The 26,247-nt window shown below is 72.3% G+C and carries 25 protein-coding genes and 1 tRNA gene; 7 read left to right on the forward strand and 19 right to left on the reverse strand.

What is annotated here, in order from left to right:
• Positions 1-2 precede the first annotated feature (2 nt).
• The 4 genes from MXD62_RS37975 to MXD62_RS37990 form a co-directional block, all read right to left on the reverse strand.
• Positions 3-2,438 (reverse strand): vWA domain-containing protein, encoded by a 2,436-nt coding sequence (locus MXD62_RS37975; RefSeq protein WP_248834141.1) that lies wholly within the window; start codon positions 2,436-2,438, stop codon positions 3-5.
• A gap of 923 nt (positions 2,439-3,361) precedes the next feature.
• Positions 3,362-4,648, reverse strand: a complete 1,287-nt coding sequence (locus MXD62_RS37980; protein ID WP_248834142.1) for a vanadium-dependent haloperoxidase — start codon at positions 4,646-4,648, stop codon at positions 3,362-3,364.
• A gap of 254 nt (positions 4,649-4,902) precedes the next feature.
• On the reverse strand, positions 4,903-5,166 hold the full coding sequence (locus MXD62_RS37985; protein WP_018500197.1) for a hypothetical protein: 264 nt from the start codon (positions 5,164-5,166) through the stop codon (positions 4,903-4,905).
• Positions 5,167-5,253: 87 nt separating this feature from the next.
• Positions 5,254-5,529 carry a hypothetical protein gene (locus tag MXD62_RS37990; RefSeq protein ID WP_248834143.1) on the reverse strand — a complete coding sequence of 92 codons (276 nt, stop codon included), beginning with the start codon at positions 5,527-5,529 and terminating at the stop codon, positions 5,254-5,256.
• Between the two features lie 638 nt (positions 5,530-6,167).
• Here MXD62_RS37990 and MXD62_RS39995 point away from each other — a divergent pair.
• The 4 genes from MXD62_RS39995 to MXD62_RS38005 all read left to right on the forward strand — a co-directional run bounded on the left by MXD62_RS39995 (position 6,168) and on the right by MXD62_RS38005 (position 8,419).
• Positions 6,168-6,470, forward strand: a complete 303-nt coding sequence (locus MXD62_RS39995; RefSeq protein ID WP_248834144.1) for an antibiotic biosynthesis monooxygenase family protein — start codon at positions 6,168-6,170, stop codon at positions 6,468-6,470.
• Between the two features lie 46 nt (positions 6,471-6,516).
• A complete protein-coding gene (locus MXD62_RS38000; protein WP_248834145.1) occupies positions 6,517-7,269 on the forward strand; it encodes an AraC family transcriptional regulator in 753 nt (250 codons plus the stop codon).
• Between the two features lie 188 nt (positions 7,270-7,457).
• The gene (locus MXD62_RS41185; RefSeq protein WP_368862513.1) at positions 7,458-8,096 is read left to right on the forward strand and encodes a GNAT family N-acetyltransferase; all 639 of its coding nucleotides are present in this window, start codon (positions 7,458-7,460) and stop codon (positions 8,094-8,096) included.
• Positions 8,030-8,419: a hypothetical protein gene (locus tag MXD62_RS38005; RefSeq protein WP_248834146.1), complete on the forward strand. Its 390-nt coding sequence runs from the start codon at positions 8,030-8,032 to the stop codon at positions 8,417-8,419. Before MXD62_RS41185 ends, MXD62_RS38005 begins: the two co-directional genes overlap by 67 nt.
• Positions 8,420-8,440: 21 nt before the next feature.
• Here MXD62_RS38005 and MXD62_RS38010 read toward each other — a convergent pair.
• The 4 genes from MXD62_RS38010 to nadD form a co-directional block, all read right to left on the reverse strand.
• Positions 8,441-8,514, reverse strand: a tRNA-Ala gene (locus MXD62_RS38010).
• Positions 8,515-8,567: 53 nt separating this feature from the next.
• Complete coding sequence (locus MXD62_RS38015) at positions 8,568-9,317, reverse strand: histidine phosphatase family protein (RefSeq protein ID WP_248834147.1); 750 nt, start codon at positions 9,315-9,317, stop codon at positions 8,568-8,570.
• The gene (gene rsfS / locus MXD62_RS38020; RefSeq protein ID WP_248834148.1) at positions 9,314-9,748 is read right to left on the reverse strand and encodes a ribosome silencing factor; all 435 of its coding nucleotides are present in this window, start codon (positions 9,746-9,748) and stop codon (positions 9,314-9,316) included. The genes MXD62_RS38015 and rsfS overlap by 4 nt, the downstream gene beginning before the upstream one ends.
• Before the next feature lie 209 nt (positions 9,749-9,957).
• Positions 9,958-10,575, reverse strand: coding sequence for a nicotinate-nucleotide adenylyltransferase (nadD, locus tag MXD62_RS38025; protein ID WP_020462717.1), 618 nt, complete (start codon positions 10,573-10,575; stop codon positions 9,958-9,960).
• 209 nt (positions 10,576-10,784) lie between these two features.
• Here nadD and MXD62_RS38030 point away from each other — a divergent pair, with 209 nt between their 5' ends.
• Positions 10,785-11,627, forward strand: a complete 843-nt coding sequence (locus tag MXD62_RS38030) for an SDR family oxidoreductase (RefSeq protein ID WP_248834149.1) — start codon at positions 10,785-10,787, stop codon at positions 11,625-11,627.
• Here MXD62_RS38030 and MXD62_RS38035 read toward each other — a convergent pair.
• Positions 11,588-12,208 (reverse strand): helix-turn-helix domain-containing protein, encoded by a 621-nt coding sequence (locus MXD62_RS38035; protein ID WP_248834150.1) that lies wholly within the window; start codon positions 12,206-12,208, stop codon positions 11,588-11,590. The two genes, MXD62_RS38030 and MXD62_RS38035, sit on opposite strands and share 40 nt — an antisense overlap.
• A gap of 220 nt (positions 12,209-12,428) precedes the next feature.
• Between MXD62_RS38035 and pgm the strand changes: the two genes are divergently transcribed.
• Positions 12,429-14,081 carry a phosphoglucomutase (alpha-D-glucose-1,6-bisphosphate-dependent) gene (pgm, locus tag MXD62_RS38040; RefSeq protein ID WP_248834151.1) on the forward strand — a complete coding sequence of 551 codons (1,653 nt, stop codon included), beginning with the start codon at positions 12,429-12,431 and terminating at the stop codon, positions 14,079-14,081.
• Here the strand turns inward: pgm and MXD62_RS38045 are convergent.
• From MXD62_RS38045 to rplU, 10 genes are all read right to left on the reverse strand, one after another.
• Complete coding sequence (locus MXD62_RS38045) at positions 14,018-14,956, reverse strand: CdaR family transcriptional regulator (protein ID WP_248834152.1); 939 nt, start codon at positions 14,954-14,956, stop codon at positions 14,018-14,020. The genes pgm and MXD62_RS38045 overlap by 64 nt on opposite strands.
• Positions 14,957-15,214: 258 nt before the next feature.
• Positions 15,215-15,691, reverse strand: coding sequence for a VOC family protein (locus MXD62_RS38050; RefSeq protein WP_248834178.1), 477 nt, complete (start codon positions 15,689-15,691; stop codon positions 15,215-15,217).
• 83 nt (positions 15,692-15,774) lie between these two features.
• On the reverse strand, positions 15,775-17,040 hold the full coding sequence (locus MXD62_RS38055; RefSeq protein WP_248834153.1) for a DUF4349 domain-containing protein: 1,266 nt from the start codon (positions 17,038-17,040) through the stop codon (positions 15,775-15,777).
• A 165-nt stretch (positions 17,041-17,205) separates the two neighbouring features.
• Entirely contained in the window at positions 17,206-18,633 is a 1,428-nt protein-coding gene (locus MXD62_RS38060) for a VWA domain-containing protein (RefSeq protein WP_248834154.1), read from the reverse strand.
• Positions 18,634-18,653: 20 nt separating this feature from the next.
• The gene (locus MXD62_RS38065; RefSeq protein WP_112106276.1) at positions 18,654-19,568 is read right to left on the reverse strand and encodes a MoxR family ATPase; all 915 of its coding nucleotides are present in this window, start codon (positions 19,566-19,568) and stop codon (positions 18,654-18,656) included.
• A gap of 180 nt (positions 19,569-19,748) precedes the next feature.
• Positions 19,749-21,005 carry a glutamate-5-semialdehyde dehydrogenase gene (locus tag MXD62_RS38070; RefSeq protein ID WP_020462726.1) on the reverse strand — a complete coding sequence of 419 codons (1,257 nt, stop codon included), beginning with the start codon at positions 21,003-21,005 and terminating at the stop codon, positions 19,749-19,751.
• Positions 21,006-21,106: 101 nt separating this feature from the next.
• Complete coding sequence (gene proB, locus MXD62_RS38075) at positions 21,107-22,222, reverse strand: glutamate 5-kinase (RefSeq protein ID WP_248834155.1); 1,116 nt, start codon at positions 22,220-22,222, stop codon at positions 21,107-21,109.
• A gap of 3 nt (positions 22,223-22,225) precedes the next feature.
• Entirely contained in the window at positions 22,226-23,893 is a 1,668-nt protein-coding gene (obgE, locus tag MXD62_RS38080) for a GTPase ObgE (protein WP_248834156.1), read from the reverse strand.
• A gap of 195 nt (positions 23,894-24,088) precedes the next feature.
• Positions 24,089-24,376 carry a 50S ribosomal protein L27 gene (rpmA, locus tag MXD62_RS38085; RefSeq protein ID WP_018500214.1) on the reverse strand — a complete coding sequence of 96 codons (288 nt, stop codon included), beginning with the start codon at positions 24,374-24,376 and terminating at the stop codon, positions 24,089-24,091.
• Between the two features lie 4 nt (positions 24,377-24,380).
• Positions 24,381-24,698 (reverse strand): 50S ribosomal protein L21, encoded by a 318-nt coding sequence (gene rplU, locus MXD62_RS38090; RefSeq protein WP_020462729.1) that lies wholly within the window; start codon positions 24,696-24,698, stop codon positions 24,381-24,383.
• Between the two features lie 776 nt (positions 24,699-25,474).
• Here rplU and MXD62_RS38095 point away from each other — a divergent pair.
• The gene (locus MXD62_RS38095) at positions 25,475-26,167 is read left to right on the forward strand and encodes an MFS transporter (protein WP_248834157.1); all 693 of its coding nucleotides are present in this window, start codon (positions 25,475-25,477) and stop codon (positions 26,165-26,167) included.
• The last annotated feature ends 80 nt before the right edge of the window (positions 26,168-26,247 follow it).

The raw sequence follows: 26,247 nt of genomic DNA on the forward strand, positions 1-26,247 counted from the left end.
GATCAGTCGAACAGGTCGTCGTTACGGGGCGAGCGGCCGCCGCCGGGCGGCGGCTCCGGGCTCGCGGGCGGGTTGAAGCCGCCCGGTGCGGGGCGCTGCGACGGGCCACCGGGGATCCAGGTCGTCACCTCGGACTGGTCGGCCCCCGACACCGGGTCATACGAGCCGGCGGGCGCGGAGGCGCGGCCCGCGCCGTGGCCGGCCCACGAGTCAGCGCTCCCGCGGTGATCACCGGCCCGCTCGTACAGGTCGTCGCTGCCCGGGACGGTCGAGAAGGGCTGGTCGTCCCGCACGGCGGCGGTCATGGTCAGCGCGAGGCCGGCCTCGATCTCCACCGGCATCCCCGCCGAGATGTCGCGCGTCGTCCCGTCCGGGGTCCTCAGCTGCAGGACCCGGTGCCGGTTGCGGGTCACGGCGTACCCACCGCCGCCTCCGTACGAATGGTCGAGATGCGGGGCGACGCCGGTCGCGTCGAGCACCACGAACGGGAATCGGCTACCGGTGTCCGACCGGGCCTGCAGGTGCCCCATCGGCTGACCGCCGCGGCTCAGGTACACGGTGACGTCACTGACGTCGCGGACCCTGCGGTCGGTCTGGCGCAGCCAGGCGGCGAGCAGCAGCAGCGCGAGCACCACCGCCAGGGCCAGCACCCACAGCCACCAGAACCGCTCCAGCAACGACGCGGGACGGCCGACGTCCGCGTTGAGGCGGGACCACGCGAGCACGGTGGACGGGTTGGCGGCGTCGACCAGGATCACCGTCCCGCTGGTGGCGCCCAGCGCGGTGTCCTCGCCGAAGGTGACGGTGAGCCGGTGCTCGCCGCGGCCGCGCTGCTGGCTGGTGATCGTCGCCGGGTCGATCGTCGCGCGCGCCCCGTTGCTGAGATTGCGCAGCTGGAGCGAGAAGGTGCGGGCCTGCCCGTCGGTGTTGTCCACCACGACCGAGCCGGTCAGGCTGCCGCCGGGCGCCACGTGGCCGCGGCCGAGCTGCAGCGACGCGGTGATCGGGCTGGCCTGGGCCGCCACCACCGTCGTGTAGACGGTGGACGCGCCGACGACACCCGGCCCGTCGATCGTGCCGACGAAGGTCAGCGCGCCCTTGGCGTCCGGCGGGACGGTGATGTGCCCGCTGTACTCGGCGTCGCCGGCCACGGCGTCCCCCTCGCGGCCGTCGTTGGTCAGCCGCACGGTCTGCTGTTCGATGCTGTCGCCGGACATCCGCACGCCGAACTGGATGCCGTCCAGGGTGCCGGGGTCGTCGATCGCGCCGTCGCGGGTCTGCAACTGGACGCTGACGACGGCCTGCTGCCCGGGCTGCGGCACGGGCGGGTTGAGACCGACCACCGCCTGGAGCACGCCCTGCCACATCGCGGCGGCGCCGACGATCTGGCCGGGCGGCACGTCGGCCGGGGCCGTGAGCCGGATCTTCCAGGTGCCCGGCCTGGGGTTCTGCACCCGCAGCGACTCGACCGTGCCGTTGGCGGTGCTCCGGGTGAAGATCGAGCCGTCGAACTCCCTGGTGTCGCCGACCTCCTTCCCGTTGGGGTCGACGTAGTTGACCTCCACCCGCGGGTCGCCCTTGATGACGGCGATGACCCCGTCGGTGCTGATCTCCGGGATGGAGACGGTCAGCTCGACCGGCGACCCGGGCGAGAGCTTGCCTGTGTCGAACTCGGTGGTCTGGGCGCAGCTGGCGCTGCCGATCGCCTCGAACAGCGAGCGCGCCACGACGTCCGGCGAGGTCACCACCCGCGCCTTCGGCTGGTTGTCTGGCAGGTTGTTGCAGGTCTGCTGGGCGCCGCCGGCGGCGAACCGGTCAAGCGCGGCCTGGTCGGCGTCACCGAAGCCGAGCGGCCAGATCTGGACGCCGTTGCTCCGAGCGGCCGCGACCTGACTGTCGACCCGGCGCTGCGCCTCGGTGTTGCGTGCCCCCGGCTGGCCGTACTGCGGGCTGTTCGCCACGTCGAGCCGGCCGTCGGTGAGCAGGAAGATGAAGGAGGGCCGGCCTTCCTGCGCCCGCCCGAGGATGCTCAGCGCCTGGGTCATGGCCGCGGCGTGGTCGGTGTCGGCGCCCTCGGACGGCTCACGGCGGTGCAGGCGGTCGATGCAGTCGACGAAGAACTGCTGTTTCGCAGGCTCCGCCTTCGTCAGCGGGCAGTAAACCTCGACCGCATGCTGCCCGGCTTCGCCGTTCGAGCTGCCGAAACCCACCACCGCAATTTCCGAATCGGGGGTCAGCGAACTGAACGCGAGCAGCTGGGCGGCTTCTTTCTCACGCCGCACCGCGTCGTCGTCCAGGCTGCCGGACTCGTCTACGAGGATCACGGCACGCATGGCGGCCGGACCGACGGACGCGGCCGAACCGGCGCCGGCCGGCGGCTGCCCCGCCGCGGCGGCCGCGGGACCTGCGATACCGGTCGCCAGTAAGCCGGCCACCACCAGGAGACCGGCGAATACCGACGCTACGCGCGACCGGCGGGACAAGGCAGAACGTGGCCGTGGACGGCCCCCGAACGATCCCGAACCCATGCTGACACGACTCCCCCCAAGCCACGTTCAGGCTGACATCCGGCCGGCGACGGCAGCAACACCTCAGGCCACCGCGGACCGCACGCCTTTCGCGGCACAATACCCATGCTGATCGTTGTTTTCGAGGCGCGGGAAGCCGCTGGTGCGTGCGGCGTGAAACGCCACCCGGCGCCATCCGTCACGACGGCCGCGCCCGCCGCGCACGGCAGCCACGGCCGCGGCCGATGGCCGCCCGCCGTCACGATGTCCGCTTGCTGCCAGCAGGACGGGCCGCCGCGGAGCCCCCGACCGACACCGCCACCCAACCACACCCCACCTGCCGATGGAGTAGGCCGAAGCTGTCGCGGAGCAGCGTAACGGGCCACCACACGAGCAGGTCTCCAGTTGAGCGGAACATGTCTATGGAACCGGACCGCGAAGTTATCACCAGTCAATACCTCGCCATCCAACACCGCCGACTCCGCAGGAACAAGAAACTCCACGGAGCATCGACGGTACGCCGGGCGGCGCCCACTCTTGTCGCGGCCACCACAATGTGACCGGAGCGTCACCAGGGGGCCGGCCCGCGCGACTCCTCCGCCCTGTGCCGCCACCACGCGGCCACCAATGTGGCCGCGTTGAGGAATACCGAGAAATGGCGGTGTTCAGGAGCAGGGGGCACCATGACACCCCCCGCGGATTTCCGGATCAGCATGCAGTGGTAGAGCGGTCCGGCCGATCGGGTTCAGGTTGCGGCCGCGACCACATGTTGCCTGCTCAGGGACTACAAAGGGCACCGTCGCAACCACCGGGTACCCGGCGCCGGGTACCGCTTGCCGCGCCGTGCGGGCCGGTCAACGCCGCGGGCGGAAATGGTTCCTGGTCGTGTAGGCGGTCACCTTGGCGCCGATCTTCGCGCCCTCGGTGTCGGCCGACCGAGTGTGGATGCCACCCCAGACGCGAGCCTCGATCACCTCGGCGATGGCATGGGAGAAACCACGGAAGTAGCGTGTGGTACCCGAATCGGCACTGTACGCACTGAACGGGATGTCGTCCCGGCCGAAGAAGAACGCCAGCGTCGACATGCTCGCCGTCGTGAAGCAGGTGTGCCCGGACGTGAAGTCGGGGTGCGGCGGGGTGACGAGCAGCGGTACCCAGGTCGGGTCTGCGGTGGTTGCCGGGTTGCCGTCGGTGTCGGCCAGCTGGATCGCGGTGACCGGCCGCCAGGACGTCCAGGCCGCCTTCTCGTTGAAGCAGGCGATCGTCGCGTCGGCCTCGGTGAGGTCGACCATCGCGAACATGCGGGCCGTCTGCAGGGTGCTCAGACGGCGGCCCGTGGCGAGCTGGCGCTTGATCTCCCACTCACCCAGGTGTCGGTCGTGCCACCAGATCGCCGCCTGGGTCTGGTCGAGCGTCCTGGTCGTGCTGTTGACGGCGCCGATCGTTTTGACCTCGTTGAGGTCCCGGGCGTAGCGCTCGGAGGTCAGCGCCGGCGGCCCGGCCGAGCGGAACATCGACGCGCTCGGGATCAGGAACGGCTTGAGGTTCGCCACCCAGGCCGTGTCGGAGGCGAAGGTCGGCGGGGTCGGCCGCCACTGGCCGGGCTGGGTGCCCACCGGCCAGGTCGGATCACCGAAGGCCCCGTCGTTCTGCCGAGCACTGATCATCGCTGCGGCGGTCTGGCCACCCACGGCGGTCCCGCTCTGCTTCGCCGCGTCATCGGGAAGGTTCGCCATCCACTCGTCGTACTGCGTCTGCAGCCGCGGCTGCTGGGCCGGGAACAGGGAGCTGAGTACCTGGAAGGCGGCGGTCGCGACGGCGGCGTCCGTCGACTCGCGCCCGCTGGCCCGCGGGGCGAGGAGATAGGGCTGGTAAGGCCGCCCGGCGATGGCGTTCACCGCGTCGTAAACGGCTCCGTGCACCATCGCGAAGCTGCGTGCCTGGACCTGCGGCTGCTGGCCGGCGACGTCCCAGATCGCGGTCTGCGCATTACGGTCCCAGATGATGACGGCATTGGTGGATGTGTTCTCACCGGCCGCCCGCGCGGCCGGGAGCCCGGCCGCGACCGGTAACGCCGCGGCGAGGACACCGACGACGGCCGTGCACACGACTCCACGGCGGGCGCGCACCCAACGTGCCATGACTGACCCCCTTGCTGGCAGTCAACCAAACCGACTGCCGCATTGGCACGAGTCCGCCGTGATGAGGCACGCCTCGTCGCGCGCGCGTACCCCGCGCCGACCGAACGACGAGGAAGTCGACGGTGGTCCGGCAGTTATTCGGGTCATCATGGCACCGCACCGTCAGGTGCGTACCGAATTGCCGCACAAAACGATGTTCTGCCTGGTCGCCGGCCGTGCCCGCCCGGTGGCCGGCGGGCGGGCACGGCCGGCCCTCACAGAACCCCGGACCCGCGCAGGATGCCCAGGGCCACGATGAGGGCCGCGACGACGTAGACCACGGTGCCGAACAGGCCCAGGCGGCCGGGCTCGGCCAGATTGGTGTCACGGGGCCAGGTGCACTCGCACGCGACCTTCACCGCGCTCCCCCCGACGGCCCAGCCCGCGGCGATCAGCGCGACGTCGGCCGCGGTGACAAGCGCGTCGAGACTGTCGCTCGTGGGGGCGGTGAGGGTGACCGAAAGGGTGTGCTCGGGCATCAGGCCGGCCCCGTTCCGGGGATTCCGGGGGTAATGCCGCCGATACCGGCACCCACGGCACCGGAAAGGGCGGTAATGGACGGCGTCTCAGGCACGGGTTGCCCTTCTGGGGTGTACCCGATCGGCAATGGCACGCAGCGCGAGCCGCAGGACGCCCTGGCCATCGAGGTCGCGTATGGCAAGCGCCACGCGCGCCGAATGCTCCGACTCGTCGACACAGGCGCATTTCGGCGAGTCGAAGCCGAGAACACCGTGTGCCTCGTCCAGGGCTGCCCGGCAACCAGAACTCCTGCTGCCGCGGGCCGAAACGGTGTCGGCCGAAGCGATGTTGGCCGAGCTGGTGTTGACGGAATAGCTGTTCATCCTGTCGTCACTATATGGCACCGTCCTCTTCCTGCCCCACCATTGAGCAGGTGTCCGTAACGTGTCCACCATTCGCGGGTTGCATTCTTCCGGGAGGGCGGTCTCATCACCGGACCGGGAGCCCGTGCCAGGGAGGACCTGACCCTCGGCTGCGACGAGACCACGGGCGGCGTGGCGGCGTGGCGGCGTGGTCGGGGTCGGGGTCGGCCGGCGGAGAGGGCTCGCGTCACGGTGAACATCAGTGACGCATGGACGCCGGCCTGGTCGGCGATGTCGGCGATCGCCCGGCGGAACCTCCTTTTTCGAACTCCGAAGGAGAGCACATGTATGCCTCGCCTTCGACGCGGAGGTACGCAGCCAGCGCGGTCACCGGCGCCGGTCTGGCCCTGCTTCTGGCGAACGTGCGATTCAGATCTTCACCGACCTGGCCGTCCCGCGGGTGACAAATTCCTGCGGGCCCTGGCTGGATGTGCCTGCCTCAGCGCCACGCCAACGCGGGTTGGGCGGGCCTGCGGCGCGGAGTGGTCCTGTCCGATGGGAGCGTGAACGCGTCCGGCTGGCGGAGGCCGAGGCGCGGGCGTCGCTCGAGGATCGGGTTATCCCGTCCACTGCGGTCACCGACCGCTCCAGGAGGTCTCGTGCTCATCGCCATCCTCGATTTCAGTACAGCTGCCATCGACCGGCCGGCTGCCCTCGCCCACCTCGACAACGAGCGTGACCAGGTCCGTTCCATGCCGGGCAACGTCGCGTTCAGGGTCTACGCTTCACGCGAGGACGACACTCGGATCACCGTGGTCCACGAGTGGGAAGACCAGGCGTCGTTCGTTGGATATCTCGGGTCAGGCTCCTTCGCCCGCTCCGGTACGGTCCTTCGACCGATCATGACCGGCGCGCCGGTGAGCCGACGCTTCCACGCCGAGTTGTTGGAGGCGGTCGTCTGAGCGGCGTCGCGGCCGGCTCTTATGATCGGCCCGTGCGAGGCCGTCGATGACCCGCAAGGCGTACAGCTTCGTGCGGACGTTCGCGCCGGAGCCCGACAGCGATCTTTGTGTGGACCGCCACTACCTGCTCTGTGCCTCCGCCGGGGCTCTCCGGCTGGAGGCGCAGGGGCAGGCGTGGTTGTTGCCGCCGGCCCGCGCCGCGCTGATCGAGGCAGGGCGGCCGATAAGGGTGAGCATCCCGCAGCCGGTCACGACCGCGTCGGTCCTGTTCGACACCGCGTTCGTCCCGGCGCCTCCAGCACCGTTGGCGGTATTCGACCTCACCCCCCTGGCCCGCGCACTGGTGACCGAGTGCGGCGGGTGGAACGAGAGCGTCGAACCCCTCACCGTGTACGCCGAGACCCTGTTCAGCGCGCTCGCCGCGGTTGCCTGGCGGCTCGCCGAGCAGCCGGGTCCGGTCGTCGTGCCGGCAGGACGATCGCCGGAACTGCGGCACGCCCTGCGTCTGACCAGGGAGCGGCTCGGCGAGGAGGTCCGCTTCGAGGACATCGCACACCAGGTGGGCCTCGCCCCGCGATCGCTGGCACGGCGCTTCGAGGCAGAGACCGGCATGACCTGGCGGACCGTCCTACGCCGCATGCGGGTGTTGCGCGCGATCGAGGAACTCGCCGCCGGCGACGCCCCGGTAACCACCATCGCGTTCACCACGGGCTACACCTCCCTGTCCGCGTTCAACGCCGCGTTCCGGGACCTGACCGGCCGCACGCCGACGCAATACAGGGCCAGCTTCCGGCCCTGACCCGACAACCTTGACCCCCGATCTCGCTCGCTACCTGCGGAACCACGGAGAGGCCAGCCGACCTGGCGCCAGAGAGTGACGCAAAAATTCGGAAGGCGCAGGGCCCACTGGGGAACCTCCCCGGCGGGCCCTCCGCGTCCCGCAGCTCGTCCCTCGGGCTCCGTGGCGGCCCTGAGATCCTCCGGACCATGGTCCTGCGTGCGCTGTGGCGAGAGCTGACCGATCCGGGATGCGGAGGGAGAAGCCATGTTCTCCGAACCGAGAATCTCTACTTCCGAACCCCTATAGCTTGGGACCTGCCAGCCGCTCAGGCCGCTGCGCTGGATGATGACGCCCAGTACCGGCTCGGCTGGACGACGCCAGGCGAAGCCACCCCTTCAGGGCCGGCCCGGACCCGCGCACTGAACACCGCGCCCGCCGTTGCGACCGGGCATCGACGCGCACACCCGACGCTGCCGTACGGCCTTGTCGCGCTCACCAGCAGACGCGACCGCTATGTCGGCCTGGTCGCACTGAAACATGATCCGGGCACCTGCGAGGTGGGGGGATACCTGGCTCCTGCCTTCCGCGGGCAGGGCCTCGGCCGGGAGCTGTTCGGCGCAGGTCTCAGGCTCGCCCACGAACATCTGGGGACAGCGACCGTGACAGCCGAATGCGAGATCGACAATGTGGCCGCGACGCGTTCGCTGTGCTCGATCGGTTTCGTTCCCTCTCGAGATCCAGAGCCCCGCGAACTCCCCAACGGACGGGTCGTCATTGGATGCCGGTTCCGGCGCTCGACTACCGCTCCGACCCGCTGCCGGGCATCGAGATCTTCGACGACCTGACCGCCGTGATCAACGACTTGGCCTTCGTCTGCGTCTTCTTGTTTGCGGAGCGATTATCATCGGCGTTCTGTGGTGGACAATCGTCGAAGGCCGCCAACAGGGCCTCGAGATCGCAATCGCCCATGGCTACAGACCCAGTTCGGATCGAATACATGTACCAAGCAACCAAGGCCGACCCGCGCTCCGCCTCCGAGTCCATCGGGACGGCCACCCCAGGATCCTCTACCGGATTGGCGCTCACGCTCGCATACAGTGCTAATTATGCCTTGCAACAAAAACGCCGCCCGAGATTTACTCGAGCAGCGCTAAATATTTTAATTTAATTTTTTGTGAACCTATTTTTGTGGAGCTGAGGGGATTCGAACCCCTGACCCTCACACTGCCAGTGTGATGCGCTACCAGACTGCGCCACAGCCCCATATTGCTACGTACTAGTTATACCTTACTCGACTGCAACCGGTACTTGCTGTCTCAACCGTTTGCCGGCTGCGTCTGCGAGTGTACAGGTTCCGTGTCGCTTGCTGTCGGGGCCTCCTGCGTCGGCAGAATCGCCTCGGCCGGCGGCTGGGAAGCTGCGCTCCCCGGTCCGACACTGACGACCTTACCAGGCGCCGCGGCGACTGTGGCGAGGGGTCCGGTGTTGTGCTCCACCAGCCGAAACCCGCCCGGCTCGCGCCGCAGCATCGACCAGCGGCAGTTGCCCAGCGGGCCGAACACCCACCAGTTCTGGACGGGCACGCCGAGGACACGCCCGAGGAGCGACCGGGCCGTCCCCCCGTGCAACACGAAGACGACGAGGCCGCCGGCGGTGACCGGCAGACCCTCGGCGACGATGTCGTCGAAGACGGCGCCGGCCCGTGCGCCGACCTCCTCGTACGTCTCGCCGCCGCCGCGGCGGACGTCCTCGCCGCGGCGCCAGGCGGCGTCCTCCGCGGGGAAGCGGGCGGCGGCCTCGGCGCCGGTGAGCCCGGACCACGCCCCCAGGTCGATCTCGCGCAGCCGCGCGTCGGCGCGGACGGGCAGGCCGATCCGCGCCGCGGTCTCCCGGCAGCGGCGCAGGTCCGAGGAGACCACGAGCTCAGGGTTGAGAGCCCTGATGAACGGGCCCACCAGCTCGGCCTGCCGCTGACCGGTCGAGTCCAGGGAAGGATCGGCGTGGCCCTGGAACCGCCCCGCGTCGTTCCAGGACGTCCGCCCGTGCCGCCAGAGCAGCAGCCTCACCGCGGCTCTGCCGTACCGGCTCCCGCGCCCGCCACGCCACCCGTGGCCGCGGCGGCCACCCCGGCGCCGACGGTGGCGTCCACGAACGGGATGACCGGGCAGTCCTTCCACAGCCGTTCGAGGCTGTAGTAGACCCGTTCCTCGGCGCGCAGCACGTGCACGACGATGTCGGCGAAGTCGAGCAGGACCCACCGGCCCTCGCGCTCGCCCTCGCGGCGCAACGGCTTCGCCCCCAGCGCCCGCAGCTTCTCCTCGATCTCGTCGACGGCGGCCTTGACCTGCCGCTCGTTCTCGGCCGACGCGATGACGAAGCAGTCGGTGATCGTCAGCCGCTCACTCACGTCGAGGATCAGAATGTCCTGGGCGATCTTGTCGGCGGCGGCCTGGGCGGCGGCGAGGGCGAGCTCGGTGGCTCGCGGTGAAGCGGTCACGCTGGTCGGTCTCCAAAGCAGGTAGGTGCGCGTTCCGGCGGGACGCCCGAGCAGGCGTTGACACCGCCCGATCGGAGCACCCCGGCGGGAGCGCCGGCCGCCCGCTGTCGGACGGCCGTATCAAGCGTGACACACCCACGGGAGTGCCGGCGAACATCCGTCCCGCGATCGGGTCGAATGTTCCCCTGCGCCGAGTCCCCGGGCTCGGGTCACCCGGGGTCGACGGGGGGCGGGCCGACGGCCGACCGCGGGTCGTACAGCCCGCGTTTGGCGATGTAGCGGACGACGCCGTCCGGGGTCAGGTACCAGATGGGGGCGGCCCGGGCGACCCGCTGACGGATGTCCGAGGAGGAGATCGCGAGCGCCGGCACCTCGAGGAGGCTGACCGACTCGTCGGGCAGGCTGGCGTGGCGACGGAGGTGGTAGCCCGGCCGGGTCACTCCGATGAAGTGCGCCAGCCCGAAGAGCTCGGTGTGGTCCCGCCAGGTGAAGATCTGGGCGAGGGCGTCGGCGCCGGTGATGAAGAACAGCTCGTCACCCGGCCGCTGCCCGCGCAGGTGCCGCAGCGTGTCGATGGTGTACGTCGGGCCGCTGCGCTCGATGTCGATGCGGCTGACGGTGAACCGCGGGTTCTCGGCCGTCGCCAGGAAGGTCATCAGGTAGCGGTCCTCGGCGGCGGAGACCTCGCGGTCGACCTTCTGCCATGGCCGCCCGCTCGGCACGAAGACGACCTCGTCCAGGTCGAAGAGCGCCGCGACCTCGCTGGCCGCGACCAGGTGCCCGTTGTGGACGGGATCGAACGTCCCGCCCATCACGCCCAGTCGCACGTGGGGACACTAACTCCGCGCAAAGTCGTGGCGCCTCGTCCAGAGCGCTCACGGCGGGATGTCCTGCGTCACTCCCCAGCTGAGTTGCAGTTTCCAACTCAGAACCCTACGGTGATCCGCGGGGACGGCCGGACATCGGCGACGTCCCGGCCCAGGCGGGGCATGGCCCGGCCGGGGCATGGCGGGCGACGAGGGACGGAGCGCGGGCGATGGCGAGGATCAGGGGATCAGTCGTCCTGGTGACCGGGGCGAACCGGGGGCTGGGGCGGGCGTTTGTCGAGGAGCTGCTGGCCCGGGGTGCCGCGAAGGTCTACGCGGCCGCGCGCGACCCGCAGTCGGTCCAGACCCCGGGCGCCGTACCGATCCGGCTGGATGTCAACGACCCGGCCCAGGTGGCCGCGGCGGCCGAGGCGACCGGCGACGTCGACATCCTGATCAACAACGCCGGCAGCTCGACCGGCGCGTCGGTGCTCACCGGGGACGTCGACGACATCCGCCTGGAGCTGGAGACCCACTTCTTCGGGCCGCTGCGCACGGTCCGCGCCTTCGCCCCGCAGCTCGCGCGGCACCGCACCGGCGCCGGTGCGGCGGGTGACGGCAACGCGAACGCGAACGGGCACGGGGCCGGCGCCGGCGGTGCGGGAGCCACGGGGCGCGCGGGCGCGTCCGGTGGGGCGGTGCTCAACGTCCTGTCTGCCCTGTCGTGGTTGGCGGCGCCGACGAGCGGGGGCTACTGCGCGGCGAAGAGCGCCGCCTGGTCGCTGACGAACTCCCAGCGGCTGGAGCTGGCCGACCAGGGCGTCGCCGTCACGGCGCTGCACGTCGGCTACATGGACACCGACATGACCCGCACCATCCAGGCGCCGAAGTCGGACCCGGCCACCATCGCGACGCTCGCGCTGGACGGCGTCGAGGCCGGAGCCGCCGAGGTCCTCGCGGACGACACGAGCATTCACATCCGGGCGGCGCTGTCGGGTGGGCTCACCGAGCTCTATCCGGCGCTCGCCGAGTTCTATCCCTCGCGCGAGCCCGTGGCCACGCTGACGGGCTGACCAGTCCCGTCCACCGCGTCCACCGGCGGACGGCCCTCCGGCACGCTCACGGCCGGCTGGGCCGCCTCCGGGCCGGCATCGGCGTCAGGGCCGGCGTCGATATCCGGGCCGGCCTCGATGCGGGGCCAGCCCGGCCCGGGGGTGGAGACGACGTCGCGGACGTCGATCTCCGCCCCGGCGCCGTCGACGAAGGCCACCCGCACCGGCTCGCCGCCCACCGCGGAGCGGTACACCGTGGCCGGACCGTGGCCGGAGGGCCGGTGCGTGTCGCCCCACTGCTGCAGCGACCCGAGCACGAGGCGCAGGTCGTGGCCGGCCGGGGTGAGGTGGTAGCTGTACCGCTCGCGTGACCCGGGCTCGCGGTAGGCCTGGCGTTCGAGCACCCCGGCCTCGACCAGCGTGCGCAGGCGGACGGTCAGGACGTCCGTCGCGATGCCCAGGGCGTCGCGGAACTCGGCGAAGCGGGTGCGCCCGCGGAACGCCTCGCGGACGACCAGCAGCGTCCACCGCTCACCCAGCACCTCGAGGCTGCGGGCGATGGAGCATCTCGCCCCGTCCGGCGGGGCCGCCGACCTTGGCACGCCGATCACGATACGTCGCCATCCCGCCCGCTGGCCAGGCCACGGCCCTTCCCCTCCCCCTCCCCGCCCGGGGCCGACGGCCAGAGCCACAACGAGTGACAGGGCGACGGGGCGAGCGTCGCGGCACGCGGCACTAGGCTGGCCGGGGAGCCGAACGATCCGATCGAGCCCGTCCATATGGAGCCCGCCCATATGGAGCCCGCCCAGTTGGAGCCCGCCCATGCCGAACAGCCCGCGCGCGGGTCAGCCCGCCGCTCCCGACGAGCTCATCGACCCGCGGGCGCTGCTCGCCGCCTACCACGACGTGCGTCCCGACCCCGCCGACCCGGCCCAGCGGGTGGCGTTCGGGACGTCCGGCCACCGCGGCAGCGCACTGCGGGCGTCGTTCAACGAAGACCACATCCTGGCCACCACGCAGGCGATCTGCGAGCACCGGGCGGCCGCCGGGGTCAGCGGTCCGCTGTTCATCGGCGTCGACACGCACGCGCTGTCCGCGCCGGCGCTGGCGAGCGCCCTCGAGGTCCTGGTCGCGAACGGGGTGGACGTCCGCGTCGCGCCGGCCGGTGAGGCCACTCCGACGCCGGTGATCTCGCACGCGATCCTCGCCCACAACGGGCCCGGGGGCGCCGGCGGGCCCGGGGGGCTCGCCGACGGCATCGTCGTGACGCCGTCGCACAACCCGCCGGCCGACGGCGGCTTCAAGTACAACCCGTCGCACGGCGGTCCCGCCGACACCGCGGCCACGAGCGCGATCCAGAACCGGGCGAACGCGCTGCTCGAGGCGGGTCTCACCGGGGTCGCCCGGGTCCCGCACACCCAGGCGCTGGCGGCGGCGACCGTGCACGACTTCGTCGGCGCCTACGTGGCGGACCTGCCGAACGTCGTCGACCTCGACGCCATCCGCTCGGCCGGGGTCCGCATCGGCGTCGATCCGCTCGGCGGAGCGAGCGTCCTGTACTGGCAGGAGATCGCCGAGCGACACAAGCTCGACATCGAGGTGGTGAACACCGCGGTCGACCCGACGTTCGGCTTCATGACGCTGGACTGGGACGGCCGAATCCGGATGGACCCGTCGTCACCGTTCGCGATGGCGTCGCTGCTGCGGCTGGCCGGGTCGTTCGACGTCGCGCTGGCGAACGACGCGGACGCCGACCGGCACGGGATCGTCACCCCCGGCGCCGGCCTGCTCAACCCGAACCACTACCTCTCGACAGCGATCTCCTACCTGTTCGCGCACCGGCCGGGCTGGCCGGCGGGCGCCGCGGTCGGCAAGACGCTGGTCAGCTCCGGCATGATCGACCGGGTCGCCGCCGATCTCGGACGCGGGCTGGTCGAGGTGCCGGTCGGTTTCAAGTGGTTCGTCGACGGCCTGCTCGGCGGCTCGCTCGGTTTCGGCGGCGAGGAGAGCGCCGGCGCGTCGTTCCTGCGCCGCGACGGCCGGGTGTGGACGACGGACAAGGACGGCATCATCGCCTGCCTGCTGGCCGCCGAGATGACCGCGACGACCGGCCGTGACCCCGGTGTTCTCTACACCGAGCTGACCGGGCGGTTCGGCTCCCCCGCCTACCGGCGTGTGGACGCCCCCGCCACCCCGGCGCAGAAGAAGATCCTCTCCGCGCTGACGCCCGAGGCCCTGGGCGCGACGACGCTCGCCGGGGGCGCGGTCACCGCGGCCCTGTCGGCCGCGCCGGGCAACGGCGCCCCGATCGGCGGCGTGAAGGTGGCGACGGCCGACGCGTGGTTCGCCGCGCGCCCGTCCGGCACCGAGGACGTCTACAAGATCTACGCCGAGAGCTTCGCCGGCCCGGATCACCTGGCCTCGGTGCTCGCCGAGGCACAGGTGCTCGTGGACGCCGCGCTGGCCCGCGGGTAGCCGGCCACCCCGACCGCCCCGGCCAGGCCAGCCCGGCCGTCGGGAAGGTCCCCGGTCGGGAAGGCGTCACCGGCCGGAAGCGCCGCCACCAGCTCGCGGGCGACGACGGCGGCGTGCAACCGCCACATCCGCTCCGGCGGGTCCCCGTGCAGGCCCAGGAGCTCGCGGACCCGGTCCATCCGGTAGCCGACCGAGTTGCGGTGCATGTGGATGCGCGCGGCGACCGCGGCCCGGCTGCCATTCGTCTCCAGCCAGGCGGCGAGCGTGGCCAGCAGCTCGGGCCGGTCCAGCAGCGGCCCGAGCTCGGCCCGGGCGAACGACTCCAGCCGCGCCCGCGGGACGGCCAGCAGCAGCCCGGCCAGCCCGGTGTCCGAGTGCAGGAGCTGCACGCCGTCGCCGCGATGGCGCAGCAGCGCGAGCACGGCCCGTGCCTCGGCGAGCGACGATGCCGTCTCGGAGGTGTCCCGGCCGTCGCCGACGACCACCCGCCCGGCGGCGGCGAGCACCGGCCGGTCCGATCCGACGACAGCGGCCAGACGGGATCGCACCGCGGCCAGCTCCCGGCCGACGTCGGCGGCGTCACCTGCCAGGACCGCCCACCCGAGCTCGCCGAACGCCCCGTCCCGGCGCACCGGGACGTCGAGCGCGGCCAGGGCGGCGCCCCACGCGTCGCGGCGGGCGCCGTCGTAGTGCAGCACCACGGCGGCATGGGGACGGGTGAGATCCACACCGGAGCACGCCGGCCAGGGCGGCTCAGCTGCCGGCTGGGCCCCGCCGGCACCGGCCTGCCGGGCGATGGTCTGCCGGGCGACGTCGGTCATCCCGAGGCCACCGATCGCCGGCACGTCGTGAACGGCCGGACTCGGAGGTGTCACCTGGCGTCACGTCCTTTCGGGGGTCCGCAGGATCCCCGCGATGGCGGCTCTCGACGCGCGGTGACGAATCCCCCACAACCAGGCGATCACCGGGTGCCCGCGTCGAGCGCCCCGAATAAACCCTTATGGGTCTCATGCGCAGGTTATCGAGCGGGCAGCCCGGATGATTCCGCTCCCCCACCCCACCGGACCGGCCCCGCTCCCCGTCACGCACCGCGATCGCCGGACGAGGCCACGTCAAGGCTCGGCGCCGGACGGTCAGCCGCGCGGCCCCCACAGGTCACGCACCGTCGAGAAGACCCGCTGGCCGTGGCTGACCTCGATCACGTTGCCGTCGGGGTCCGTCAGCGCGCACACGTAGCCGACCGGGTCCGGCAGGTCCTGCGGCTCCCAGTGCAGGCAGCCGGCGGCCCGGGCCCGCGCCGCCGCGTCGTCCACGTCGGCCCGGCGCGGGACCTCGATCCCGAGGTGCGCGAACGGCGTCATGATCGGATGCCGGGCGCCACGCTCCCGGACGAAGTCCACCAGCACCAGGACGAACGGCGTCCGCCACTGGCCCTCGTTGGAGAGCCAGGCGCTGCGGCCGGCGGCGTCCTCGCGGACCGCCACGACGACCAGCGGGGTCATCGACGTGTAGAAGGCGATCGAGGCGTCGAGGTCGCTGGAGGGCAGGGCGACGTGCGTCCAGCGGGCGCTGGTCAGCCCCGATCCGGATTCCTCGCCTGCCTCGGGCATCCCGGCGCTCCCGTCCGCGGCCGGCGTGTGCCCGTCCATCGTGCCGCCCCGGACCCCGTCCGTGCCAGAGCGCACCGGCCCGCTTACGACCCCGCCGAGTCCCGCGGCGGCGCGGGCGGGGCCGGGGTCGTCGGGATCCAGCCCCACCGGCGCGCGATCCGGACGGCCCCGTAGACGCACGCGGCGACCAGGCCGACCAGCGCCAGCGGGCCGAGCAGCGCGATGATCTCCTCGATACCGCGGACGAAACGGTTCCAGGATGTCCGCGCGGCAGCGACCAGCCCCGAGTCGTCATCGTCCGGCCCGGGTACGGGGTCCGCTCCGTCCTCGGCGATCTGCACCGTCAACGTCGCGAGGTCGCTGGCGTCGGCGAGGACCATCCGCTGGCCCTCGATCTGCTCGATCTGGATCTGCACGCCGTCGATGGCCTGCTGCACCGACAGCGTCTCCCCCACCGTGGTGGCCTTGGAGAGCAGCGTCGTGTAGGCGGTACGGGAGGCCTCCAGCGCGCGCTTGCGCGCCTCGAGATCGACGTACTCCCCGGTCACGTCGCGCGAGGACATCGTCGACGCCGACACCGTGCCGATCCGGCTCAGGCCGGACCGCAGCTCGTCGAACGACTCGCTCGGCACCCGCAGGGTCACGGTGGCGTACTGGCTGTCGTCGTCAGTGGTCGACGGAGTGCCGCTGACCTCGCTGGACTCGGTGTACCCCGCAAGCCCCCGCGCCGCTGCGGAGAGATCCTGGACCGCCTTGTCCACGGCACCGGCCGGCACGGACAGCGTGGCCGTGCCGTTGCGGACGATCCGCGGCTGGGCGCCGGCTGGCCGGGCGGGCTCGCCGCCGGTGCCGCCGGGCGAGCCCTGGACGGTCGACGGCGCTCCCGGGGCGATGCCGGCCGCCCGGGCCTCGCCGGGCGCCGAGGACGGCGCCGGAGCGCCGGAGTCCGCTGACACGCCGGAGTCCGTCGACCTGCTCATCTCTCCGGAACCGAGCTCGGGTGCCGGCATCGGGACGGCCGCCGTGCCCGACGAGCTGGCGTCGGGGTCATCCGTTCCGGCGGCGATGAAGCCCACCCCGAGGACCACGACGAGCAGCGCGCCCGCGCCGAGGATCAGGCGCCGGCGGCGGCGCGGGTCCGGCATGGCCGGCAGGCGGGACGACCAGGGCCGCTTGTTCCGGCCGGGCGCCCCGAACGGGCCGAACGGACCGGGAGGGGCGGCCGGACCGGGCTGCCCCGGCTGCCCGCCCGCGGCGGTGCCGGTGGTCGTCGGTTCACCCGGATCGGCCTGTCCGGTCGCGTCGGTCGGACCTGTCGGCATGGTCGTCGCCGTCGTTTCGGTCGCCATGGCGGCACCCCTCCGTCCGGCCTGCGCGGTCACCCGCGCGGGCGTCGGCGGTCACACCATGCGCCCGCCGTCGAAGGGTTGGACGCAGCGGCCCGGCGATCGGTTCACCCCGGAAGCGCCGGAAACGTCAAATCTCCCACAACGGCGCGACCACGCCGAGGCGCCTCAGGTGGGTAGCAGCCGCTCGATGAAGTGCTGGAGCTGCTCGACGTTGCGGCACTCGACCATCTCGTCGACGAGGTCGGCGTAGGCGGTGGTGGCCGAGTCGCCGGAGCCCCAGTAGCTGCGCGGCTCCGGGTTCAGCCAGTAGGAGTGCCGGGCCTGCCCGCACAGCCGGCGGAACACCGCGGCCGAGGTGGCCCGGTAGTTGTTGCGGGCATCCCCCAGGACGAGCAGCGACGTCCGCGGCCCGACGGCGTCCGGGTACTTCTCGGCGAAGACCTCGATCGCGTGGCCGTAGTCGCTGTGGCCGTCGAACCAGACCAGGTCGGCCTCGGAGGCGATCCGGGCCATCATGTCGCCCAGCTCGAGCCCGCGCAGGAAGCGGGTGACCTCGTCGGTCGTGTCGATGAACGCGAACGCGCGGACCTTGGAGAACTGCTCGCGCAGCGCGTGCGTGAGCATGAGGGTGAAGTGCGCGAAGGAGGACACCGATCCGGACACGTCGCACAGCACGACAAGCTCGGGCTTGTGCGGCTTGTGCGGCCGGTGCTTGGTCTCGATCGGCACGCCACCGGTCGCCAGCGACGCCCGGACGGTGCGGCGGAAGTCGAGCCGGCCGGCCCGGCCGAGCCGGCGCCGCGCCGTCAGCCTGGTCGCCAGCCGGCGGGCGAGCGGATACACCTGGCGCCGCAGCTCGACCAGATCACGCTGGGAGGCGCGCAGGAAGTCGACCTGGTCGGCGAGCGGCTTCACCGCGGTCCGCTCGACGGCCTCGATGCCGCGTTCCTCGGCCATCCGCCTGCGGACCTCGGAGGAGATCATCTCCTCGAACGCCCGGATGCGGTCGGCGATCGTCTGCCGCGCGATCCGTTCCTCGAGGCCGCCGCGATCGTCGTCGCCGAGCATCGCGGCGAGCAGGTCCGCGATGAGTGTCTCCGGGGACATCGCCCGCAGCACCCGGTAGATGAAGTAGCTGCGCTGCCCCGGCCCGTTCTGCGCCGCGCCGAAGGCGCTGACCGAACGGCGGGCCAGGTCGCGCAGCTTCTCGTCGTCGCCGTCGAGCAGCGCGGCGCGGAGCTGGTCGCGCATGGCCCGGCGCAGCGCCTCGATCTCCTGCGGGGTCAGCTCGGACGGGTCGCCGTCCCGCCGCTCCCCCGGCTGCTGCTCCCCGGCGGGCCCGCCCTCGTCGGGCAGCACGACACCGTCGCCGATCCGCGGCGGGAAGTACAGATCGAACAGCGAGTCGAACGCGCTGCGGTACAGCGGGCGCTTGCACATCGTCGCGGCGAACGCGGCCCGCAGGGCGTCCCGGTCGGCCCAGCCGATGGCACCGACCGCCCGCGCGGCGTCCACCGTCTCGGCGCTGCTCACCGGGACGTTGGCGCGGCGCAGCGCGGCGGTGAACTCGACGGTGCGGTCGAGCAGGTTCATCGGGACCTCCCGGTCCTGCGTCAGTTGGCGCCGAGCTTGAGCTGGCTGATGGCGCGGGCCTGGTCGCTGGCGTGCTTGAGGACCACGCCGAGGGTGGAGGTGACGGCGGCGTCGTCCATGGTGTCGAAACCGAGCGCGAGAACGGTCTGGCCCCAGTCGATCGTCTCCGCGATCGACGGGGCCTTCTTGAGCTCCATCGCCCGCAGCGCGCGCACGATCCGCACCAGCGACTCGGCCATCTTCTCCGGCAGCTCGGGCACCCGGGCGAGGACGATCTCCTTCTCCCGGGCTGCCGAGGGGTAGTCCAGGTTCAGGTACAGGCAGCGGCGCTTGAGCGCCTCCGACAGCTCGCGGGTGGCGTTCGAGGTGAGGACGACGAACGGCCGGCGGGTCGCCTTCACGGTGCCCAGCTCGGGGATCGTGACCTGGAAGTCGGAGAGCACCTCCAGCAGCAGGCCCTCCACCTCGACGTCGGCCTTGTCCGTCTCGTCGATGAGCAGGACGGTCGGGTCGTCCCGCCGGATCGCGGTGAGCAGCGGACGGGAGAGGAGGAACTCCTCGCTGAAGATGTCGTCGTGGGTCTGCTGCCAGCTGGCGGTGCCAGCGGCGGCGTCCCCGGCGGCCTCGCCCGTGGCGCCGGAGGCCGACTGGATGCGCAGCAGCTGCTTCTTGTAGTTCCACTCGTAGAGCGCGCGGGCCTCGTCCAGGCCCTCGTAGCACTGGAGCCTGATCAGCTCGGCGCCGACCGCCGCGGCCAGCGACTTGGCGAGCTCGGTCTTGCCGACACCGGCCGGCCCCTCGACGAGCAGCGGCTTGCCCAGCCGGTCGGCGAGGAAGACCGTGGTGGCGATCGCCTCGTCGGCGAGGTAGCCCGTCTCCCGGAGCCGCTCCCGGACATCAGCGACGTCTGCGAACGCGTATCCCTGCAACGACATGGCCACCTTCCGGTCCAGCGCCTAGCACCACCACGGTCCATAGTGCCAGTGGTTGGCAGCACATGACGGATTGACGAGGGATGACGGGCTTCCGGAGTGCTCCGGAGTGCTCCCGAGTGCTCAGGAGACGGCTGTTCCGGCCTCCCGGAAGGCCACCCGCAACGCCCACGTACCGCCCGGTCACACCAGGTGGCCGTCCCCGATGCCCACCCAGGTCGTCGAGGTCAGCTCGGGCAGGCCCATCGGCCCCCGGGCGTGCAGCTTCTGCGTGGAGATGCCGATCTCGGCGCCCATCCCGAACCGCTCGCCGTCGGTGAAGCGGGTCGAGGCGTTCACCATCACCGCGGCGCTGTCGCAGGAGGCGACGAACCGGCGACTCGCCGCCAGCGACCGGGTCACGATCGCCTCGGTGTGGCCGCTGCTCCAGCGCCGGATGTGGTCGAGCGCCTGGTCCAGCGAGTCGACGACCCCCACCGCCATGTCGAGCGAGAGGTACTCCGTCGCCCAGTCCTCGTCGGTGACCGGCACGGCGGACGGGTCGACCGCGCGCACCGTCTCGTCACCGTGCACGGTCACGCCCGCGTCGCGCAGCGCCGTCAGCACCCGGGGCAGGAACTCCGCGGCGATCCCGGCGTGGACGAGCAGGGTCTCGGCCGAGTTGCACACCGACACCTTCTGCGTCTTCGCGTTCAGCGTGATGGCCAGCGCGGTGTCGACGTCGGCGTCGACGTCCACGTACACGTGGCAGTTACCGACGCCGGTCTCGATGACCGGAACCGTCGACTCCTCGACGACCGCGCGGATCAGGCCGGCCCCGCCGCGCGGGATGAGGACGTCCACCAGGCCGCGCAGCCGCATGAGGTGCTTCACCGAGTCGTGGTCCGCCCCCGGGACGAGCTGCACGCCGTCGGCAGGCAGCCCCGCGGCCACCGCAGCCTCCCGCAGGACGTCCACCAGCACCCGGTTGGAGTTCAGCGCCGAGGCACTGCCCCGCAGCAGCACCGCGTTGCCGCTCTTGATGCACAGGCCCGCCGCGTCCACCGTGACGTTGGGCCGAGCCTCGTAGATGATCCCGATGACGCCGAGCGGCACCCGGACCTGGCGCAGCTCCAGCCCGTTGGGCAGCACCCGCCCGCGGACGACCTCACCGACCGGGTCCTCGAGCGCCGCGACCTGGCGCAGGCCGTCGGCCATCGCCTCGATCCGCTCCGGGGTGAGGGTCAGCCGGTCGACCAGCGCGGCGGACGTGCCGGCGGCCCGCGCGGCGGCGGTGTCCAGGGCGTTCGCGGCGAGGATCTCGGCGGACCGGTCGAGCAGCGCCGCGGCCATGCCCAGCAGCGCGGCGTCCTTGGCCGCCCGCGACAGCGGGGCGAGCTGCCCGGCGGCCTGCCGGGCTCGGACCGCGCTGGCGCGGACGTCCTCCGCAGAGGTGTTCATGACCGAATTCCTCCCGACTGTCCGCGACGGCCGGCGTGGACGCGGGCCCGGCGTCGACGGCGCGCCGCTGTGCGCCGTTCCCTGAGGCTACCGGCGGCGGGTCAGCGACGGGTGAGGAGCAGGACGAGGTCGTCGCGGTGGACGACCTCACGCTCGTAGGACGGGCCCCGCTCGGCCGCCAGGTCCATCGTCGAGCGGCCGAGCATGCCCGGCAGCTCGACGGAGTCGAACTCGACCAGCCCGCGCGCCACCGGACGGCCCCGCGGGTCGACCAGGTCGACCGGATCGCCGGCGGAGAAGTCCCCCTCGACCTTGGTGACCCCGGCCGGCAGCAGCGAGGCCCGCCGGTCCACCACCGCGGCGACCGCGCCCTCGTCCAGGTGCAGCCGGCCCTCGGGAGCGGTGGCGTGGGCCAGCCAGAGCAGGCGGGACGGCCGGCGCGGGCCGGTCGGGTGGAACACCGTCCCGATCTCCTCGCCGGCCAGCACCGCGGCCGCGTTGGCCGCAGAGGTGACGACCGTCGTGACGCCACCGGACGCCGCCATCCGCGCGGCGTCGATCTTCGTCGCCATGCCGCCGACCCCGACGCCGGCCGCGCCGGTGCCGCGGGCGGTCAGGCCGTCGAGATCGGCGTCCGAGCGGACCTCGCGCACCATGCTCGCCGGCCCCAGCCGCGGGTTCGACTCGTACACGCCGTCGACATCGGAGAGCAGGACGAGCAGGTCCGCGGAGACCAGGTGGGAGACGATCGCGGCGAGCCGGTCGTTGTCACCGAACCGGATCTCCTGGGTGGCGACCGCGTCGTTCTCGTTCACGATCGGCACGACACCGAGGGCCAGCAGCCGCTCCAGGGTCGTGCGCGCGTTCCGGTAGTGCGTCCGCCGGATCACGTCGGTGGCGGTGAGCAGGACCTGGCCGACCCGGTGCCCGGCCCGGCCGAACGCGCCGGCGTAGCAGTGGACGAGCGAGCTCTGGCCGACGCTCGCCGCCGCCTGCAGAGTGGCCAGGTCACGCGGCCGCCTGGTCAGCCCGAGCGGGGCGAGACCGGCGGCGATCGCACCCGACGACACCAGCACCAGGCTGCCGGCCCGGCCGGCGACGGCCGCGACCAGCGCCTCGACCCGGCCGGCGTCCAGCCCACCGGCCGCCGTGGTCAGCGACGACGAGCCGACCTTGACGACGACCCGGTTCGCTTCGGTGACGAAGGAACGGACCACGGCCTAGCCACGCCCGCCGTCGGCGTCACCGCCGGAGCCACCGCTGTCACCGAAGGCCGCACTGTCACTGAAGCCGGCACCGTCACTGAAGCCGGCACCGTCGCCGTCGCCGAAGTCGGCACCGTCACCGAAGTCGTCAGCGGAGTCGCTCAGGGCCGTCCGCTGTGCCCTGGTGAGCCGCTTGGACGTCCGCAGCCGCAGGTCGGTGCCCCGCGGACCGAGCGGCAGGTCGGAGACCACTGCTCCACCGCGCGCGCCGGCTCTCGTGCCCCCGGACCCGCCCACGGTCGCGATCGTGACGGCGGTGTCGACGGCGCCGTAGCCCGCCTCGCCGTAGCCGTCGCCATCCCCGCCACCGGCGGCGAGCAGCGCCTCCCGGCCGGACAGCGTCGGCTCCCAGTCGAAGGTGACGGCACCGATCGTGACCGCGACCCCGGGGAAGGCACCCCGCTTGGCGAGCTCCTTCTCGACGCCCAGCCGGGCCAGGCGGTCGGCCAGGTAGCCGATCGCCTCCTCGTTGCTGAAGTCGGTCTGGCGCACCCAGCGCAGCGGTTTGGTCCCGCCGACGACGAAGCCGTCGCCCTCGGCCCGCACCGTGAAGTCCGGCTCGTCCACCGCGCGCGGGCGCAGCACGATCCGGGTCGCGGCCGGGCTGGGCGCGGCGGCGCGCAGGCTGGCGACGAGCTCGGCGAGGGCGAGCGCGAGCCCGCGGACCCCGTGCCGGCTCGCCGTGCTGATCTGGTGCACGGCCAGACCGCGGGCTTGCAGGTCAGGGGTGACCAGCTCGGCGAGCTCGGCCGCGTCCGGGACGTCGACCTTGTTCAGCACCACGAGACGCGGGCGGTCCGACAGGTCGGTCGTGTACGCGGCGAGCTCCGCCTCGATCACGTCGAGGTCGGTGAGCGGATCACGGCCGGGCTCGAGCGTGGCGCAGTCGAGAACGTGGACGATCAGCGAGCACCGCTCGATGTGCCGCAGGAACTCCAGGCCCAGCCCCCGGCCCTGGCTGGCACCCGGGATCAGCCCGGGGACGTCCGCGACCGTGAACGGGCGATGGTCACCGGCCTGGACGACGCCCAGGTTCGGGACCAGGGTGGTGAACGGGTAGTCGGCGATCTTGGGACGCGCGGCGCTGAGCACCGAGACCAGCGAGGACTTCCCGGCGCTCGGGAAGCCGACCAGCGCGACGTCGGCCACGCTCTTGAGCTCGAGGACGGCGTCGAGCTGCTCACCCGGCTCCCCAAACTCGGCGAAGCCGGGCGCCTTGCGGCGGGCCGAGGCCAGCGAGGCGTTACCCCGCCCCCCGCGGCCGCCGTGCGCCAGGACGTAGGTGCTCCCCGCCCCGACCAGGTCGACGATCTGCTCGCCGTCGGGCGAGAGCACGACGGTACCGTCCGGCACCGACAGAACCAGGTCGTCGCCGTCCGCGCCGTGGCGGTTGGAGCCCTGGCCCGGACGGCCGCCGCCGGCCCGCTGATGCGGGTGGAAGTGGAAGTCGAGCAGGGTCGTCACGCCGCTGTCGACGCGCAGCAGCACGTTGCCGCCGCGGCCGCCGTTACCGCCGTCCGGCCCGCCCAGCGGTTTGAACTTCTCACGGTGGATCGAGCAGCAGCCGTGCCCGCCGTCGCCGGCGGCGGCGTGCAGAACCACCCGGTCGACGAACGTCGGCATGATCTGCCACCTCTCCTAACTCCGCGGTTGACCGCGGTCTGACGCACAAGAGCGCCGCGCATGCCACACCGGAGGGGCTGTGGCTCGCGCGGCGCCCTGTGAACGACTACGACCCGGGCGACGGCCCACACATCCCCGGCGGCATCGCGCCGCGGTTCTGGCAGGTCTCCGAATCGCCGGACCTCTTTGGGCTGGTCAGGCCGGTACGGCGGCCTTCTCGGCACGCTCGGTGTCGGCCGAGACGATGTTCACGACCCGGCGGCCCCGCTTGCGGCCGAACTCGACGTGGCCCGGAGCCAGCGCGAACAGAGTGTCGTCCTTGCCGCGGCCGACCAGGTCACCCGGGTGGAAGTGGGTGCCCCGCTGCCGGACGATGATCTCGCCGGCCTTGACCAACTGGCCGCCGAAACGCTTCACGCCGAGCCGCTGGGCGTTCGAGTCACGGCCGTTGCGCGAGGAGCTCGCGCCCTTCTTGTGCGCCATCTCGTCAGGCCTTCCCCGTCTCGATCCCGGTCACCTTCAGGCGCGTGTACTTCTGGCGATGGCCCTGACGCTTGTGGTAGCCGGTCTTGTTCTTGAACTTGTGGATCCGGATCTTCGGACCCTTGACGACACCGACGACCTCGGCGGTGACCTCGACGGACGCCAGAGCGTCAGCGTCGTGTGTGACCGACTCGCCGTCGACGAGCAGCACCGCCGGAAGGTTCACGGCCGCGCCCGGCTCCCCGGAGAGGAGTTCGACGTCGACGACATCGCCGACGGCGACCCTGTGCTGCTTGCCGCCGCTGGCAACGACCGCGTACACCAGATCTCCCTGCTGTTGGATCTCGCTTGGACCGCCTGGAGCGGCCCGTCAAGCCTGCCTCACGAGCTGGGCGCCCGCGGCACGCGGCCTCGCCGGTGCGACATCCGCGCCCGCAACCATGCCCGCACATGCCCGCACCCATCGACCCGCATCCGCGCTCGCGGGTCATGAGGCCCGCGAGTACCGACGCACGCTCAGGACGCGCCTGTCTCGTGTCCATCCACCTTACAGGTCATCCGGGCAAGGGTGAGACACGCCCACCCGGCACGACCATCGATCGACCACAGAGAAGATCAAAAAGAAGACGCAGCCCGGGGGACATCAATGAAAGAACGATAGAAGAACACGGAAAGACACACTGCGATGGGGACACGGGCGATAGGCGGGTTCCGAGAGGGTCATGTTGCCTATGACCCGGACGGGCCATGGTGACGAACGAGTCGCGGGGAAAACATGTGGGGTCCTCCAGCGCGGCGACGAGGGCCGTCCCCACCAGGACGGGTCGCCGGCGGAGCGCACCGGCGGTGCCTGCCCTGGGGGGCACGCGAGGAGGCACGTGACCCCGCGTCACACGACGCCGCGCGACGTCCGCGCCAGGCTCGCGGGCGCGCGGGCAACGGGACTCACCGCGAACCGAGTCCCCGTGGCTCGAGTCGCCGCACCCCTCGTGGGGGCGGGCCGAGTCGGGTCGGGGCGGACCCCGCCAGGCGGGGTGAGCCGGGCGGACCTGCGGACCAGAGGATTCAGAGGGGGCGATCGGGGTGCACTGGCATTACGTGACATGGGCGGCAGGCGCCGCCACGATGGCCGCCCTTGCCGTCGCCTGCCTCCCGCTGATCGCGGCGGCGGTCGCCCCGGCCGCGGCGCAGCCGTCACCGCGCCGGACTGACTCCGCCCCCGCCGTGCCCGGTCGGGCGGCCCCCGCGGCGACAGGAGTGCTCATCATCCTCGTCGTGTTGATGGCAACCGAGCTGACCTTCGACGGGCTGGTCGACCCCCCGGCCTGGGTCCGGGCCGGATGGGCGATCACCACCGCGGTCGCGGCTGCGTGGCTCGCCGCCCACGGCCGCGAGCTGACCACACCGGCCCCGCACACCACCACCCGCACCGGCGGCGCGTTGCCCACGACCGGCAGCGCGGGAGCCGCCAGCGGCACGATGCCCGCAACCAGCAGCGCGGGACCGGCTACCAGCGGCACACGGCTGACGACCAGCCCGGCCGACGCCGACCCAGCGGGGCCGGCCCGGATGGCGGACCCGCTGTCCGAGCAGGACGATCTGGTCCAGACGCTGGTCATGGCCTCGTACGCCCTGCAGATGGGGGACGAGCCCCGCGCGCGCCAGGCCGTCGACGGAGCGCTGCGACGCTCCCGGGCAACCCTCGACGAGCTGATGCGCCAGCGCGGCTGCCACGGTCTCGTCCGAGCCACCCCGGCAGCCGCCGGCCGCAACACCCCGAACCTCTACTGACCCCTCAGCCGGACAACCCACGCAGATAGGGTCGGCGGCCGAGAGAAGTGTGGCGGGTGAGCGAGTCCGTGGACTCGCTC

It is taken from the genome of Frankia sp. Mgl5 (assembly GCF_023242985.1).
Classification (GTDB): Bacteria; Actinomycetota; Actinomycetes; order Frankiales; family Frankiaceae; genus Parafrankia; species Parafrankia soli.